The sequence below is a fragment of the Pseudomonas atacamensis genome, assembly GCF_017167965.1.
Lineage (GTDB): Bacteria > Pseudomonadota > Gammaproteobacteria > Pseudomonadales > Pseudomonadaceae > Aquipseudomonas > Aquipseudomonas atacamensis.
The window spans coordinates 956,907-972,306 of sequence record NZ_CP070503.1 but is presented as its reverse complement, the minus strand read 5'-3'; the positions used below and the strand labels follow the sequence as shown (position 1 = coordinate 972,306).

Genomic DNA, 15,400 nt, shown 5'->3' with positions numbered 1-15,400 from the left:
TGCGATCACCGAACATAAAACGCCAAGGTCATTTCTGTCCAATTGACCGATGTAACCATCTAGTACATTTTATCTCCACAGGTCGGAACCTCTCGGCTGATGCCAAAAACAAGAAGTGGAGTTACCCCATGTCCCCTACCGTTCTGGTGCTTAACGGCCCGAACCTGAACCTGCTCGGCACCCGCGAGCCGGCGACTTATGGTCATGAAACCCTGGCGGATATTTCCGCGCTGTGTGGTCGCGCGGCTGACGAGTTCGGTCTGACCGTGGAATTTCGCCAGACCAATCATGAAGGCGAGCTGCTCGACTGGATTCACGCCGCGCGTGGTCGTTGTGCCGGGATCGTGATCAATCCGGCGGCGTGGACGCACACGTCCGTGGCGATTCGCGATGCCTTGGTCGCCAGCGAGCTGCCAGTGATTGAAGTGCACCTGTCCAACGTCCACGCCCGTGAGCCGTTTCGTCATCATTCATTTGTTTCCGGCATTGCCACGGCGGTGATGTGCGGGTTCGGCAGCCATGGCTATCGCCTGGCGCTGGAGCATTTCAGCCAGCGGTTGCAGAGGTAAGAACCATGTCGCGTTCCAAGGTGATACTCGCCGGGCTGATCGGCGCCGGGATTCAGGCTTCACGCACGCCGGCACTGCACGAGCACGAAGGTGATGCGCAGGGCCTGCGGTATCTGTACCAGCTCATCGACCTCGATCAATTGCGCCTCGACAGCACGGCTCTGCCCGACTTGCTGCAAGCGGCGGAGCGGATGAATTACACCGGGCTGAACATCACCTTCCCGTGCAAACAGGCAGTCATCCCGCTGCTCGATGAGTTGTCGCCGGAAGCCCGTGGCATCGGCGCGGTGAACACGGTGGTGCTGAAGGACGGCAAGCGTGTCGGCCACAACACCGATTGCCTCGGTTTCGCCGAGGGTTTTCGCCGGGGTCTGACAGACGCTGCCCGTGAACGCGTCGTCCAGATGGGCGCCGGTGGCGCTGGCGCGGCGGTGGCCCACGCGCTGCTCAGCGAAGGCGTACGGCAATTGACGATTTTTGATGTGGACCGCGAGCGTGCCGAGAGCCTGGCAAACAATCTGAATCAACATTTTGGCGCCAGTCGCGCGCAGGCGGGGCGGGATTTGCCCGGGGCGCTGGCGCAGGCCGATGGCCTGGTCAATACCACGCCGATGGGTATGACCAAGCTGCCGGGGTCACCGGTGCCGGCCGGGTTGCTGCGCAAGGCAATGTGGGTCGCGGAGATTGTGTATTTCCCGCTGGAAACCGAACTGCTGCGCGACGCCCGCGCCTTGGGTTGCCGCACGCTGGATGGCGGCAACATGGCGGTGTTTCAGGCGGTGAAGGCGTTTGAACTGTTCAGCGGCGTGGTGCCGGATGCGCAGCGCATGCTCGAGCATTTTCAGAGCATGAATGGCTGAATATCAAAGCGGCCCCTGTGGGAGCGAGCCTGCTCGCGAAGGCGCCGATTCAGTCAACGAACAGGCCGACTGACACACCGCTTTCGCGAGCAGGCTCGCTCCCATAGGGGGGATCGACTCAGGCCTTCAGGTAGCGCAACACCGATTCGCAGATCATCTCGCGGTGGCGCTGCTTGATGGTTTCGTCCGGCAGGTCGATCTGGAAGATTTCCCCCAGCGTGTGGCGGTTCGACACGCGATAGAAGCAGAACGAACTGATCAGCAGATGCACGTCCAGCGCATCGATGCCACGCCGGAACAGACCTTCGTCCGCGCCTCGTTGCAGAATCCCGCCCAAGGTATCGAGGATCGTGTTGTTCAGCGCCTTGATCGCATCGGAACGCTTTACGTACTCGGCGTTGTGGATGTTTTCGATGCTGACAATGCGCACGAAATCGACGTTGTGGTCGTGGTGATCGAAGGTGAATTCCACCAGCCGGCGGATCGCCAGCTCGGGCGGCAGTTCGTCCAGATGCAGGCGGTTTTCCGTGCTGCGGATATCGCCGTAAAGCTTCTCCAACACCTCGACGTACAACTGCTCCTTGCTGCCGAAGTAGTAATAGATCATGCGCTTGGAGGTGTGGATGCGCTCGGCGATCGCGTCGACGCGGGCGCCGGACAAACCCTGCTGGACGAACTCGACGATCGCCTCCTGGAGAATGTTTTCGCGGGTCTTTTCCGGGTTGTTCTTGCGACTCTTGCGCGGCACTGCCTCGGACTCGACAGCAGCGGCGGAAAGTTCTGAATTCATGGTCATCGCGGGCTCACGGCCATCACTGCACAAGCTGGCGATTATGGGCCGCGCGGGACAGTGAAGGAAGCCGCGCAGCCGGTGTTTGATCCCGCGTTTACGAATTTCCTACAACTTCGCCTGACGCACCGCACCACTGCGGGATTTGGCCATCGCCGCCAGCCGCACCGCAACGTTGGCCGCGCCGTAGCCGGCATAGCCATTCTTACGCTGGATGATCTCGAAAAAGAAACGCCCTTCGAACGGCTCGGTGTAGACATGAAACAACTCGCCGCCTTGGGCGTCACGGTCGTAGAGCACGTTGTAATAGGCCAGCTCGCTGAGAAACTCATCGTCGAAATCGAAACGCGCGGCGAGGTCGTCGTAGTAATTCAGCGGGATGTCCAGCAGCGGCACGCCAGCCTCTTTGGCGCGACTGACCTGGGCGAAGATGTCGTCACAATCGAAGGCGATGTGGTGCACACCGGAGCCGCGATAACTCGATAGCGCATGCGAAATGGCGGTGTTTCGGTTCTCGGAGATGTTCAGCGGCAGCCGGATCGAGCTGTCGCGACTGCGCAGTGCGCGGCTCTTCACCAGACCGTACGGATCGGGCAAGACCACCTCATCGTCGGCTTCGAAATCCAGCAGGCTTTTGTAAAACAGCACCCAACTGTCGAGGCTGTCGGCAGGCAGGGCCATGGCCATGTGATCGATACGCTTGAGGCCGCCGCCGGTCTGCGCGTCGGGCAACAGATTGAAATCGGTGCCGTACACGTCGGCGTCCGCATCGACCAGATAAATCAGGCTGCCGTCCGGTGCGCGCACCGCCGCCAGTTCCAGTTCATTCGGCCCGACCAGCCCGCGATAGGGCTGCCCCTTGTAAGCGACGGCGCGGGCCAGCGCACTGGCGCTGTCCTTGACCCGCACGGCCGTGGCGCACAGCGACGGGCCGTGAGCTTCGAAAAAGCTGTGGGCGAACGAATACGGCTCGGAGTTGAGGATCAGGTTGATATCGCCCTGACGCAGCAGGCTGACGCTCTTGGAGCGATGCTGCCCGGCCTTGGCAAAACCGAGGCGTTGCAGCCAGTGACTGAGCTTCGCGCCTAGCGCTTCGTCGACGGCAAACTCAAGAAATTCCACACCGTTGTATTCGCTGGCCGGCGGCGTTTCGAAAAGAATGTCACGGTTGGCCACCGGCGGCGCTTCCTGCTCGAGACGCTGGCGGGTCTTCTCTTCCAGATACAGCAGCGAGCGCAAACCGTCGGCGGCGTTGGCCCGTGGCGGCGCGGCGCGGAAGCCGTCGTTGAAGATTTCCAGCGACAACGGCCCGGTATAACCACTCTTGATGATCGGCGCGAGGAACCCCGGCAGATCGAATTCGCCCTGCCCCGGGAAACAGCGGAAATGCCGGCTCCACTCCAGCACGTCCATGGCCAGGATCGGCGCGTCGGCCATTTGCACGAAGAAGATCTTGTCGCCGGGAATGTCGGCGATCGCGCTGGGATCGCCCTTCAGCGACAGGGTGTGAAAGCTGTCGAGCAGCACGCCGAGGTTGGGGTGATCAGCTTGACGGACGATGTCCCAGACCTGTTGATAAGTATTGACGTGACGGCCCCACGCCAGCGCTTCGTAACCGATGCGCAAGCCACGGGCGCCGGCGCGTTCGGCCAGCAGGCGCAAATCATCGACGAGGATTTGCTGATCGCCGACACTGTCCGGCGAGGCGTTGCTGCAGACCAGCACCAGGTCGGTGCCAAGTTCCTGCATCAGATCGAACTTGCGCTCGGCACGCTCCAGGTTACGCGCCAGGCGATCGCGGCGGCAGCCTTCGAAGTCACGGAACGGCTGAAACAGGGTGATGGCGATCCCCAGATCGGCGCACATCTGTTTAATTTCCCGGGGACTGCCGTCGTAGTACAGGAGGTCGTTTTCGAAAATCTCCACGCCGTCGAACCCGGCGGCGGCAATGGCTTCGAGTTTTTCCGGCAGGGTGCCGCTCAAGGAAACGGTGGCAATGGAACGCTGCATGTTTCAACTCCCGGACTGCGCCGCTTTATCTTTACTGTAGGAGCTGCCGAAGGCTGCGATCGTTTGATCTTGATTACCAAAACAGCAAAATCAAAAGATCGCAGCCTTCGGCAGCTCCTACCGGGGAATGGGTTTTTATAGTGAGGGAAATTATTGGCTGCATCCCTGCGCGCAGCAATTTAAAGTGTACTACCCGGTTAGTTTTGCGTGCGATTATCGAACACTAAGGCGATTTGGCGAATTGACGATTTTTTGTTCACTGCCCAACATCGGTTGCACATCGAGTCCGGCCACTAACCACCGGGCAAGGTGTTCGACAGAAAAGAACACCAAATAACAAATCCAAAAACGGGTGGAACACATGATTCCTTCACAGACTTCCCGCATGGCTCCGGCCATGAGCACTGCCACGGGTGGCATAGGCGACAAGATCCGCGGCGCCATGGCTGTCGGCAAGACCCGCTGGGGCATGCTGGCGCTGGTGTTTTTCGCCACCACCCTCAACTACATCGACCGCGCCGCCCTCGGCGTCATGCAGCCGATCCTCGCCAAGGAAATGAGCTGGACGGCGATGGATTACGCCAACATCAACTTCTGGTTTCAGGTCGGCTACGCGATCGGTTTTGTCCTGCAGGGACGCCTGATCGACCGGGTCGGCGTCAAGCGCGTGTTCTTCTGCGCCGTGCTGCTCTGGAGCCTGGCCACCGGCGCCCATGGCCTGGCGACCTCGGCGGTCGGCTTCATGGTCTGCCGCTTCATCCTCGGCCTGACGGAAGCGGCCAACTACCCGGCCTGTGTAAAGACCACGCGCCTGTGGTTCCCGGCCGGTGAACGTGCAGTCGCTACCGGCATTTTCAACGCCGGCACCAACGTCGGGGCGATGTTCACGCCGATGCTGCTGCCACTGGTCCTGCATGTGTGGGGCTGGCAAGCCGCGTTTCTGTGCATGGCGGCACTGGGTGGCATCTGGCTGTTGTTCTGGGGCTTGAAGTACTTCAATCCGGAAGATCACCCAACGGTTAAACAGTCGGAGCTCGATTACATCCAGCAGCAAGTCGAACCGGAACAGGCCCGCGTGCCGTTCAGCAAGATCCTGCGCATGCGCGGCACCTGGGCCTTCGCCCTCGCCTACTCGCTGACCGCGCCGGTGTTCTGGTTCTATCTGTACTGGCTGCCGCCGTTTCTCAATCAGCAATACAACCTCGGCATCAACGTCACGCAGATGGGTATTCCGCTGATCATCATCTACGTCACGGCTGACTTCGGCAGTGTCGGCGGCGGGATTCTGTCCTCGTTCCTGATCGGTCGCGGCATGAACTCGATCAAGGCGCGGCTGCTGTCGATGTTGCTGTTTGCCTGCTGCATCATCGGCGTGGTCATGGCTGCCGGCTCGGCGAATCTGTGGGTGGCGGTGGCGGCGATCTCGCTGGCGATCGGCGCGCATCAGGCCTGGACTGCGAACATCTGGAGCCTGGTGATGGACTACACGCCCAAGCACATGATGAGCACGGTGTTCGGCTTCGGCGGCATGTGCGCAGCGATCGGCGGGATGTTCATGACCCAGATCGTCGGCCACATCCTCACCGTCACCAACAACAACTACACGGTGCTGTTCACGCTGATTCCGGCGATGTACTTCCTCGCACTGACGTGGATGTACTTCATGGCACCGCGCAAGATTCCGACTGTCGAATAACCCGCTAAATTGCCCCTGTAGGAGCTGCGGAACGCTGCGATCTTTTGATCTTGCTGTTTAAGATCAAAAGATCGCAGCCTCGTTTCACTCGTCAGCTCCTACAAGGGATCTTTGCTCCTCCTCAGCGCCGGCTCTGCTGCCACGCTGCCGCCAATCCGCTGCAACAGATCACCGCAATACCAATCACCGTCAACCCGCTCGGTGTGTGATTGAACAGCAGCCAGCCCAACAACCCGGCAAAGACGATCTGGCAATAGCCGAACGGCGCCAGCAAGGCTGGTGCGGCGTGACGGAAGGCCTGGGTCAGGAACAGATGCGCCGTCATCCCGCAACTGCCCAGCGCCAGCATCAGCGCGGCATGAGGCAACGTCGGCACTTGCCAGAAGAACGGCACCAGCGCGCTCATCACCAAGGTATTGCACAGCCCGGCAAAGAAGTTGCTGGTGGTCGGGCTGTCCACTTCGGCGAGCTTGCGCGTCAGCAATTGGTAGAAGCAGAAGAACAGCGCCGAGCAGAACGGCAGCAGGATCGCCGGGGTAAACAGTTCGCCGCCCGGGTGGACGATGATCAGCACGCCGATGAAGCCGCAGATCACTGCAATCCACTGCCCGCGCGTCACGCGTTCCTTGAGCAACGGCACCGATAACGCCGTCACCAATACTGGCGCGAGAAAGTTGACCGCCGTGGCTTCCGCCAGCGGGATGTAGAGCAGCGCCGTGGTGAAAAACAGGCTGGTGCCGAGCAGGCACAGGGCACGGGCGAGCTGCCATAACGGTTTCTTGGTGCGCAGCACGCGCAAACCGGACTGCGGCAGGAAAATCCCCGCCATCAACAAGGTGTGCACCACATAGCGCGCCCACACCACCATCACGATCGGATAAAAACCGGAGAGGTATTTCGACAACGCGTCGTGGCTGGAAAACAGGAACGTCGCCACGACAATCAGCAGAATCCCCTTGAAGGGCTGGTTGACACCGGAGAGCGGGGTGCTGACGGTCATTGGCAATCTCTGAAAAAAATCCGGGCGAGCGTTCGCGCTGGCGGCAATCGTTGTGGCAATCATAGTCGGCTGAGCTTTCAGCAACCGCACAGGTTGCACTCTTCTTCGCCGGGAAACCGCCGCCAGGCAAAACCTTGAGGCAAGATTCCCGCCACTTCGGCGCCCGGCCAGTGTGCAACATCACAGACTGCCGTCGAAACAGCGGGTTCATGAATTCGACGGAAGAAATTCCACTCGGGATTGAATTCACGGCCCGCTCGACCGTCAATACCAGGCCCGCACCATGTGGGCGCGTGTGCATGGACGGACGACCGGACTGGCGCCACACTCACACAGCGGCAACACTCATCACCAGCAGATTCATCACCGGCAATAAAAGAGGATTCCCATATGCTATGGAAAAAAGGCCGACGCAGTGACAACGTCGTCGACGCCCGGGGTGATGATGCCGGCGGTGGCGGCGGCATGCGCTTCGGCGGCGGCAAGGGCCTGAGCCTGACGGCCATCGTGCTGATTGTCGGCATCGGCTGGCTCACCGGCCAGGACCCGATGCAGATTCTCGGCCAGTTGACCGGGCAGATGGAGCAGCCGGCGCCCACCTCGCAAACCCGCCAGGCCCCACCGGCCAATGATGAACAGGCTGAATTCGTCCGCTCGATCCTCGGCGACACCGAAGACACCTGGGGTCCGATCTTCCAGCAGGCCGGACGCCAATACAAAGACCCGACACTGGTGCTGTTCAGCAATCGGGTGAACTCCGCGTGCGGCATGGCCACTTCTGCCACCGGCCCGTTCTACTGCCCGGCCGACCAGAAGGTCTATCTGGACATGGCCTTCTTTCAGGAAATGTCGCAGCGCTTCAAAGCCGCCGGCGATTTCGCTCAGGCTTACGTGATTGCGCACGAAGTCGGCCATCATGTGCAGACGCTGCTGGGCGTCTCGGCGAAGATGCAGGCGGCGCGTCAGCAAGGCCGGCAGATGGAGGGCGACGGCGGCTTGCTGGTTCGCCAGGAATTGCAGGCGGACTGTCTCGCCGGTGTCTGGGCGTATAACGCGCAGAAACGCCTGAACTGGCTGGAACCGGGCGACATCGAAGAAGCCTTGAACGCCGCCAACGCCATCGGCGATGATCGCTTGCAGCAACAGGGTCAGGGCCGCGTGGTGCCTGACTCGTTTACCCACGGTACGTCAGCGCAAAGGGTGCGCTGGTTCAAAACCGGATTCGCGCAAGGCCAGGTAAGCCAGTGCGACACCTTCGCGGCGAAAACCCTGTAAATGCATAAATGGCTTGTGGCGTTACTGTTCATCGTCGGCACCGCGCAAGCGGCCGGCGTCGATGCGATCAGCCCCGGTCGCCTGCAACTCAAGGCCGGGGAAATGGCAGTGGGCATCGGCCCGGCACCGGAGAAGATCGAGCGGGTGCTGATCGTCATTCACGGTCGCCTGCGCAACGCCGAGACCTACCGCAAAAGCGCGGAAAGCGCCGCCGAGCTCGCCGGGCAGACCGCGCACACGCTGGTGATCGCTCCGCAGTTTCTCAATGAAAGCGACGTCACCCTGTATTCCTTGCCGCCGACGGTGCTGCGCTGGCAGGGCAACGAGTGGATGGGCGGCGGCTTGTCCACCGGGCCAAATCCGCTGAGCTCCTACGCGGCGCTGGATGAAATCGTCGCGCGGGTCAGCGATCGCAAACAGTTTCCGGACGTAAAGCAGATCGTGATTTTCGGCCACTCCGGCGGTGGTCAGGTGGTGCAGCGTTACGCCCTGCTGGCCAAGGATCAGCCAGCGCTCAAGGCCAACGGCATTCGCTTGCGCTATGTGGTGGCCAATCCTTCTTCTTATGCGTACTTCAACGAGCAGCGGCCAGTGGCGTTCGATCACGCGCAATGTCCTGGTTTCAATCGCTGGAAGTACGGCCTGGCGGACATGCCGGTGTATGCCGGCGGGCAAACGCCGTTGCAGGTCGAGAGCGCTTACGTCAAACGCGAGGTGATTTATCTGCTCGGGCAGCAGGACGTCGATCCGGAACATCCGGCGCTGGACAAGAGCTGCGCGGCCGAGGCGCAAGGGGCTTACCGCTTGATGCGCGGGAAGCTGTATTTCGGTTATTTGCTGCGTCGCCATCCTGAGGGGGTCAATCAGCGGCTGGTGGAGGTGCCTGGGGTCGGGCATGACGGGAATGGCATGCTGACATCGGCGGAGGGGCAGAAGGCGTTGTTTGATCAGTAGGTTTTTTTCTGAATCCACCGCCCCCTTCGCGAGCAAGCTCGCTCCCACATAGCTCTATGACATGCACAAAATATGTGTGCACTGAAGATCCAATGTGGGAGCGAGCTTGCTCGCGAAGGGGCCCGCTCAGGCGACGAAGATGTCAGGCAAACAGCATCCGCCGCAACTCAACACAATCCTTCGCATGCCAATCCGTCAACTCCGGCCACGGGTTATCCGGCAGATTCACCAACACCGTCCGCGCCCCCGCTGCTCGGCCGCAATCCAGATCAAAGCGGTAATCGCCGACCATCACCATGTCACTGGCCGGCACTTGCCAGGCATCGGCCAGTTTCAGCAAACCGCCGGGATGCGGCTTCGGCGGTGCTTCGTCGCGACCCAGCACATCCTCGACCGCAAAGCAGTCGGCCAGGCCGATCGCCTCCAGCGTGACATGTGCCAGCTCCCGCGCATTGCGCGTGAGAATGCCGAGGCGATAACCGCGCGCATGCAGGTCGCGCACCAGCTCCACCGCGCCGGTGGCCGGGGTCGAGCCCAACGCCAGATCGCGTTCATGCTCGAGCAACCAGGCATGCTTGGCCGCCGCTTCATCCGCCGGCAACGCCGCGAGGTGGGTGAGGATGTCGTCCTCCGGCGGAATCGCCAGCACCACACGAATCGCCGCAAAGTCATGCACGGCGACGGTCAAGGTGCCGTCCATGTCGAACACCCAATGGCGAACTGCGGTCAGGCTCATGCCCAGTCCTTGCGATGGCGGATCAGACCCTCCTGAGTCACCGAAGCGACCAGTTGCCCGGCGCGGTTGAACACGCTGCCACGGGAAAAACCACGGGAGTTGCCGGCCCACGGACTGTCCATCGCGTAGAGCAACCAGTCATCGGCGCGCAGGTCGTTGTGGAACCACAGCGCGTGATCGAGGCTGGCGACCTGCATGTCTTTCTGCCAGACCGACTTGCCGTGGGGCAGCATCGACGTGGTCAGCAGGCCGAAGTCCGAGGCGTAGGCCAGCAGGTATTTGTGCAGCGCAGGAATGTCGGCGAGGGCGCCGTCGGCGCGGAACCACACATATTTGATCGGATCGGCCGGTTGCGGGTTGTACGGATCCTTTTCGGTGACCGGGCGTACTTCGATCGGTTTCGGGCACAGCAGTTTTTCACGCATGTGCTCGGGAATCAGGTGCGCACGCTGCTGGATCAGTTCCAGTTCCGAGGGCAGGTTTTCCGGGCCAACCACCGCCGGCATCTGGCCCTGATGCTCGAAGCCTTTTTCGTCGTACTGGAACGAAGCGCTGCACGTGAAGATCGGGTGGCCCTTCTGGATCGCCGTCACGCGGCGAGTGCTGAAGCTGCCGCCATCACGCACGCGATCAACCGAATAGACCACCGGCAACTTGGCATCGCCCGGGCGCAGGAAATAACCGTGCAGCGAGTGCACATGACGCGCCTCTTCCACCGTCTGACTGGCCGCCGACAGCGACTGGCCGAGCACCTGACCGCCGAACAACTGGCGGAACCCCAGATCCTGACTACGACCACGGAACAGGTTTTCTTCGATCGGTTCCAGGGTCAGCAGATCGACCAGATCTTCCAGCACTTGGCTCATTCAGACTCTCCTCACACAAAGCAATGGCCGCGCAGTCTTGGCTGCGGCGGACGATTCAGGTTCTGGCACGGGCCAAATACGATGGCGGCCATTGTAAACGTCCGTGTCGGCTTATTCATGCAAGGTTTGCAGCCATTGTTCGCGGCTGATGCGATACAGAACATGGCGGCGCAACGGGTGATCGAGCGCAAGCCTGGGGTGATCGAAATCGTCCTGCGGATCGTGATGCATGCCGATCGCCTGCATGACCTTCTCCGACTGCGCGTTCTGCCCGGCGGTAAACGAGACGATTTCCTCCAGTTTCAACTGGTCGAAACCCGCGCGCAGTGCGGTCCACGCCGCTTCACTGGCGTAACCCAGGCCCCAGTGTTCCTTGGCCAGACGCCAGCCGATCTCCACCGCCGGGGTAAACGGCGCATCGAAGCCGACCACGCCCAACCCGGTAAAGCCGATGAACTCACCCGTGTCCTTGCGCTCCAGCGCCCACAGGCCAAAGCCATGCTCGGCAAAATGCCCGCGCACGCGGCCGATCAACGCGGCGCTTTCGAGCCGGGTCAACGGCGCCGGAAAGTAGCGCATGACCTGTGGATCGGCGCACATCGCGGCGAATGCCGGCAAATCCTCGTCCTGCCACTGACGCATCAACAGACGCGCGCTTTGCAGCTCCAGTATCGGCTCCATCGTCCCCTCCATTTCCATGCCGTTGAGTCTACATCGCTGGTAGGATCGTTCATTCTTTCCCTGGTTCTGCGCGAAACAAGCCATGCCCTTGCCGTTGATCTACCACGAAGACTACAGCCCCGAGTTTCCCGCGGATCACCGCTTTCCCATGGACAAATTTCGTCTGCTGCGCGATCACCTGGTCGACAGCGGCCTGACCCGCGACGCCGACCTGCTGCGCCCGCAGATCTGTCCCAACGACATCCTCGCCCTCGCCCATGACCGCAGCTATATCGAACGCTACATGAGCGGCGAGTTGTCCCGCGAAGACCAACGGCGCCTCGGCCTGCCGTGGAATGAAGCGCTGGCGCGGCGCACGGTGCGCGCGGTGGGCGGTTCGATTCTCGCCGCAGAGCAAGCGCTGGAGCATGGCCTGGCCTGTCATCTGGCCGGCGGCACCCATCACGCTCACTACGATTACCCCGCCGGCTTCTGCATCTTCAATGACCTGGCGATCATCAGCCAGTACCTGTTACAGAGCGGCCGGGTCAATCGCGTGCTGATCTTCGATTGTGACGTGCATCAGGGCGACGGCACCGCGCGGATTCTGCATGACACGCCGGAGGCGATTACCGTTTCCCTGCACTGCGAAAAGAATTTTCCCGCACGCAAAGCCGAAAGTGACTGGGATATTCCGCTGCCCAAAGGCATGGGCGATGCCGACTATCTGCAGGTGGTCGATGACACGCTCAATTACCTGCTGCCGCTGTATCAACCGGATCTGGTGCTCTACGACGCCGGCGTCGATGTGCACAAGGACGATGCCCTTGGTTATCTGCAACTGACCGACGAGGGCGTAGCCGAGCGCGATGAACGGGTGATGCGCCATTGCCTGGGCCGCGACATTCCGGTGGTCGGGGTGATCGGCGGCGGCTACAGCAAGGACCGCCACGCCCTCGCCCGCCGCCACGGCATCCTCCATCACAGCGCGCAACGAGTGTGGGATTCACACGGCTGTCATTGAAACGTGCTGCGTTACCCACAATCGCTGTGGAACTGCCTGTGGATAACCTGAGCGAAAGGGACTGCAGGCCATGCTGCCCAAGGCGCCCAGCGCACTGTTTATTTTTTAACCAGCCTCGAAATACACCGCAGCCCCGGTGGGAGCGAGCCTGCTCGCGAAAGCTTTAGCACCCACAACATCTAATTGACTGACAGACCGCGTTCGCGAGCAGGCTCGCTCCCACATGGTGTCTCCCACAGGGTTCAGCGCTGTTAGAATGCGCGCCTTGTCCCGCCATACCGCAGCGCACGCCCATGACCCAGAATTCCGCCCCCGCCAACACCCACGTCGCCATCATTGGCGGTGGCCCCGCCGGCCTGATGGCCGCCGAAGTGCTGAGTCAGGCCGGAATCCGCGTCGACGTGTACGACGGCATGCCCTCGGTCGGGCGCAAGTTTCTGCTGGCCGGGGTCGGCGGCATGAACATTACCCACTCCGAAGCGTACCCGGCATTCCTCTCCCGCTACGCTGAGCGTGCACCGCAAATCGCCCCGCTGCTGCGCGCATTCGATGCCGATGCGCTGTGCCAGTGGATTCATGAACTGGGCATCGAAACCTTCATCGGCAGCTCCGGCCGCGTGTTCCCCACCGACATGAAAGCCGCCCCACTGTTGCGCGCCTGGCTCAAGCGCCTGCGCGACAGCGGCGTAGTTATCCACACCCGCCATCGCTGGCTCGGCTGGGACGCAAGCGGTGCACTGCGCATCGCCAGCCCGCAAGGCGAAATCAGCGTAAACCCCGACGCCACCCTGCTCGCCCTCGGCGGCGGCAGTTGGTCGCGCCTAGGCTCGGATGGCGCGTGGATGTTGCCGCTGGAGCAGCGCGGCGTGGATCTGGCGCCGTTGCAGCCAAGCAACTGCGGCTTCGAGGTGCAAGCCTGGAGCGAGCTGATGGTGAGCAAATTCGCCGGCGCGCCGCTGAAAAACATCGCCATCGGTTTGAACGACGACATCCCGCGCTTGGGCGAATGCGTGATCACCGCGACCGGCATTGAAGGCAGCCTGATCTATGCGCTGTCGGCGCCGATACGCGAAGAAATCAATCGCTATGGCGCAGCGGTTATCCACATCGACCTGCTGCCCGGCCGGCCTGTGGATAAATTACAGGCAGCGCTGAGCAAACCACGTGGCTCGCGCTCGATGGCCAAGCATCTGCACAGTCAGGTGGGGATTGATGGAGTTAAGGCAGCGTTGTTGCGCGAGCTGACCGACGCCGAAACCTTCGCCGATCCGGCGCTCCTGGCACGAGCGATCAAGGCGCTGCCGCTGACTCTGGTGAAAACCCGTCCGCTGGACGAAGCGATCAGCAGTGCCGGTGGCGTAAGGTTCGAAGCGATGGATGAGCGCTTGATGCTCAAGGCGCTGCCGGGGGTGTTTTGTGCGGGCGAGATGCTCGACTGGGAAGCGCCGACGGGAGGGTATTTGCTGACTGGGTGTTTTGCCAGTGGGCGGGCGGCTGGGCAGGGAATCGTCCAGTGGTTCAAAAGCAGCAGCAAGTTCTGAGCTGCAAGCCGAAGCAAAGCGCTTCTAACTTGCAACTTGCAGCTGAACGCTCGAAGCTGCTTTCAGGGTTTGCGCTTGCGCGGTCCAGTATTGAACACCGGCACTTTGCGCACTGGCTTGATCGATGGCTCCGGTGCCGAGGTCTCGCCGCTGTCGACCCACTTGCCCAGATTACGCTTACCACCGCCACCGCCCGACGCTTTCGGCTTCTTCGGTTTTTTCGGCTTCTTGATCACCTGACCGCTGGCGTCGGTGTCCGGCACGCGGTGCTCGGGTTCGAAATCCGGTTCGTTCTGGCGCTTCAGGTTCTGCCGCGTCAGCATTTCGATCGCCGAGAGCATGTTCACTTCATCGGCACACACCAGCGAAATCGCCTCACCGGTGGCACCCGCGCGGCCAGTCCGACCAATGCGGTGAATGTAATCCTCGGCGACGATCGGCAGATCGAAGTTGACCACCAGCGGCAGGTCTTCGATGTCCAGACCACGAGCGGCAACGTCGGTCGCCACCAGAATCTGCACTTCGCTGAGCTTGAACCGGTCCAGTGCGCGTTGGCGCGTGGCCTGCGGTTTGTCGCCATGGATGCCGTCAGCATTCACACCGAGGCCCTGAAGCTTTTCCACCAGCGCATCGACGCCGTTGCGGGTCTTGGCGAACACCAGCACCTGCTTCCACTTGTTCTTGCGCATCAGGTGCACGAACAGTTCGGCCTTGCGCTTCTTGTCTACGGTGACGATCCACTGCTTGACCGTGTTGGCAGCGACGTTGCGCGGGCTGACTTCGACGCTCAAAGGATCGTTGAGCATCTGCCCGGCAAGCAGGCGGATGTCATCGGAGAAGGTCGCGGAGAACAGCAGGGTCTGGCGCTTTTTCGGCAGCATGCGGTAAATGTTCGCCAGTTCTTCCGAGAAGCCCAGGTCGAGCATACGATCGGCTTCATCCAGCACCAGCGTTTGCAGCTGATCGAGTTTCAGCGCGTTCTGGCGGAACAGGTCGATCAAGCGACCGGGTGTGGCGACCAGCACATCGACGCCGCCGCGCAGCTTCATCATCTGCGGGTTGATGCTGACACCGCCATACACCGCGTAAGTACGCAGCGGCAGATTTTCCGCGTACTGGCGCACGGCTTCGTGGACCTGCTCGGCGAGCTCGCGGGTCGGCACCAGAATCAGCGCACGCGCCGAGTTGGCGGTGACTTTCGGCCCTTCCATGGCCAGCAACTGCAACAGCGGCAAGGCGAAACCGGCAGTTTTACCGGTGCCGGTCTGGGCCGCTGCCATCAGGTCGCGACCGGCCAGCACCGCCGGAATGGCTTGCGCCTGCACCGGCGTCGGGGTCTGGTAGCCGAGCGTCTCGAGGGAGCGCAGCAAGGGTTCGATCAGGCCAAGGGAGGCGAAAGTCATGGGAGTACCGTAGGAA

Annotated in this window: 14 protein-coding genes; 7 read left to right on the top strand and 7 right to left on the bottom strand. The window is 61.5% G+C overall.

Annotated elements, in window-relative coordinates; translation table 11 throughout:
- The first annotated feature begins 128 nt into the window (after positions 1-128).
- Together aroQ and JWU58_RS04510 are read left to right on the top strand one after the other, a co-directional pair.
- Entirely contained in the window at positions 129-569 is a 441-nt protein-coding gene (gene aroQ, locus JWU58_RS04515; protein ID WP_016773081.1) for a type II 3-dehydroquinate dehydratase, read from the top strand.
- A 5-nt stretch (positions 570-574) separates the two neighbouring features.
- Complete coding sequence (locus JWU58_RS04510; protein ID WP_206421529.1) at positions 575-1,429, top strand: shikimate dehydrogenase; 855 nt, start codon at positions 575-577, stop codon at positions 1,427-1,429.
- 118 nt (positions 1,430-1,547) lie between these two features.
- Here JWU58_RS04510 and JWU58_RS04505 read toward each other — a convergent pair whose 3' ends face one another.
- Together JWU58_RS04505 and quiC are read right to left on the bottom strand one after the other, a co-directional pair.
- Positions 1,548-2,225, bottom strand: coding sequence for a TetR/AcrR family transcriptional regulator (locus JWU58_RS04505; protein ID WP_024014415.1), 678 nt, complete (start codon positions 2,223-2,225; stop codon positions 1,548-1,550).
- Between the two features lie 102 nt (positions 2,226-2,327).
- Positions 2,328-4,229 carry a 3-dehydroshikimate dehydratase QuiC gene (quiC, locus tag JWU58_RS04500; RefSeq protein ID WP_024014416.1) on the bottom strand — a complete coding sequence of 634 codons (1,902 nt, stop codon included), beginning with the start codon at positions 4,227-4,229 and terminating at the stop codon, positions 2,328-2,330.
- Positions 4,230-4,590: 361 nt separating this feature from the next.
- Between quiC and JWU58_RS04495 the strand changes: the two genes are divergently transcribed.
- On the top strand, positions 4,591-5,925 hold the full coding sequence (locus tag JWU58_RS04495; RefSeq protein ID WP_041477757.1) for an MFS transporter: 1,335 nt from the start codon (positions 4,591-4,593) through the stop codon (positions 5,923-5,925).
- Positions 5,926-6,046: 121 nt separating this feature from the next.
- Here JWU58_RS04495 and JWU58_RS04490 read toward each other — a convergent pair whose 3' ends face one another.
- Positions 6,047-6,925 carry a DMT family transporter gene (locus JWU58_RS04490; RefSeq protein ID WP_041477756.1) on the bottom strand — a complete coding sequence of 293 codons (879 nt, stop codon included), beginning with the start codon at positions 6,923-6,925 and terminating at the stop codon, positions 6,047-6,049.
- Positions 6,926-7,315: 390 nt separating this feature from the next.
- Between JWU58_RS04490 and ypfJ the strand changes: the two genes are divergently transcribed.
- Positions 7,316-8,200: a KPN_02809 family neutral zinc metallopeptidase gene (gene ypfJ / locus JWU58_RS04485; RefSeq protein ID WP_016773076.1), complete on the top strand. Its 885-nt coding sequence runs from the start codon at positions 7,316-7,318 to the stop codon at positions 8,198-8,200.
- On the top strand, positions 8,201-9,154 hold the full coding sequence (locus tag JWU58_RS04480; protein ID WP_206421528.1) for an alpha/beta fold hydrolase: 954 nt from the start codon (positions 8,201-8,203) through the stop codon (positions 9,152-9,154).
- Positions 9,155-9,296: 142 nt separating this feature from the next.
- Here JWU58_RS04480 and JWU58_RS04475 read toward each other — a convergent pair whose 3' ends face one another.
- The 3 genes from JWU58_RS04475 to JWU58_RS04465 all read right to left on the bottom strand — a co-directional run bounded on the left by JWU58_RS04475 (position 9,297) and on the right by JWU58_RS04465 (position 11,437).
- Entirely contained in the window at positions 9,297-9,890 is a 594-nt protein-coding gene (locus JWU58_RS04475) for an HAD family hydrolase (RefSeq protein ID WP_206421527.1), read from the bottom strand.
- Positions 9,887-10,756, bottom strand: coding sequence for an acyl-CoA thioesterase II (gene tesB / locus JWU58_RS04470; RefSeq protein WP_016773073.1), 870 nt, complete (start codon positions 10,754-10,756; stop codon positions 9,887-9,889). Before tesB ends, JWU58_RS04475 begins: the two co-directional genes overlap by 4 nt.
- A 111-nt stretch (positions 10,757-10,867) precedes the next feature.
- A complete protein-coding gene (locus JWU58_RS04465) occupies positions 10,868-11,437 on the bottom strand; it encodes a GNAT family N-acetyltransferase (RefSeq protein WP_110603105.1) in 570 nt (189 codons plus the stop codon).
- Positions 11,438-11,519: 82 nt separating this feature from the next.
- On the opposite strand from JWU58_RS04465, the gene JWU58_RS04460 reads away from it, so the two are divergent.
- A complete protein-coding gene (locus JWU58_RS04460) occupies positions 11,520-12,440 on the top strand; it encodes a histone deacetylase family protein (RefSeq protein WP_016773071.1) in 921 nt (306 codons plus the stop codon).
- Positions 12,441-12,733: 293 nt separating this feature from the next.
- Positions 12,734-13,981 (top strand): TIGR03862 family flavoprotein, encoded by a 1,248-nt coding sequence (locus tag JWU58_RS04455; RefSeq protein WP_206421526.1) that lies wholly within the window; start codon positions 12,734-12,736, stop codon positions 13,979-13,981.
- A 62-nt stretch (positions 13,982-14,043) separates the two neighbouring features.
- Here the strand turns inward: JWU58_RS04455 and JWU58_RS04450 are convergent, their stop codons facing one another.
- Positions 14,044-15,384, bottom strand: coding sequence for an RNA helicase RhlE1 (locus JWU58_RS04450; protein ID WP_125918182.1), 1,341 nt, complete (start codon positions 15,382-15,384; stop codon positions 14,044-14,046).
- Between the last annotated feature and the right edge of the window lie 16 nt (positions 15,385-15,400).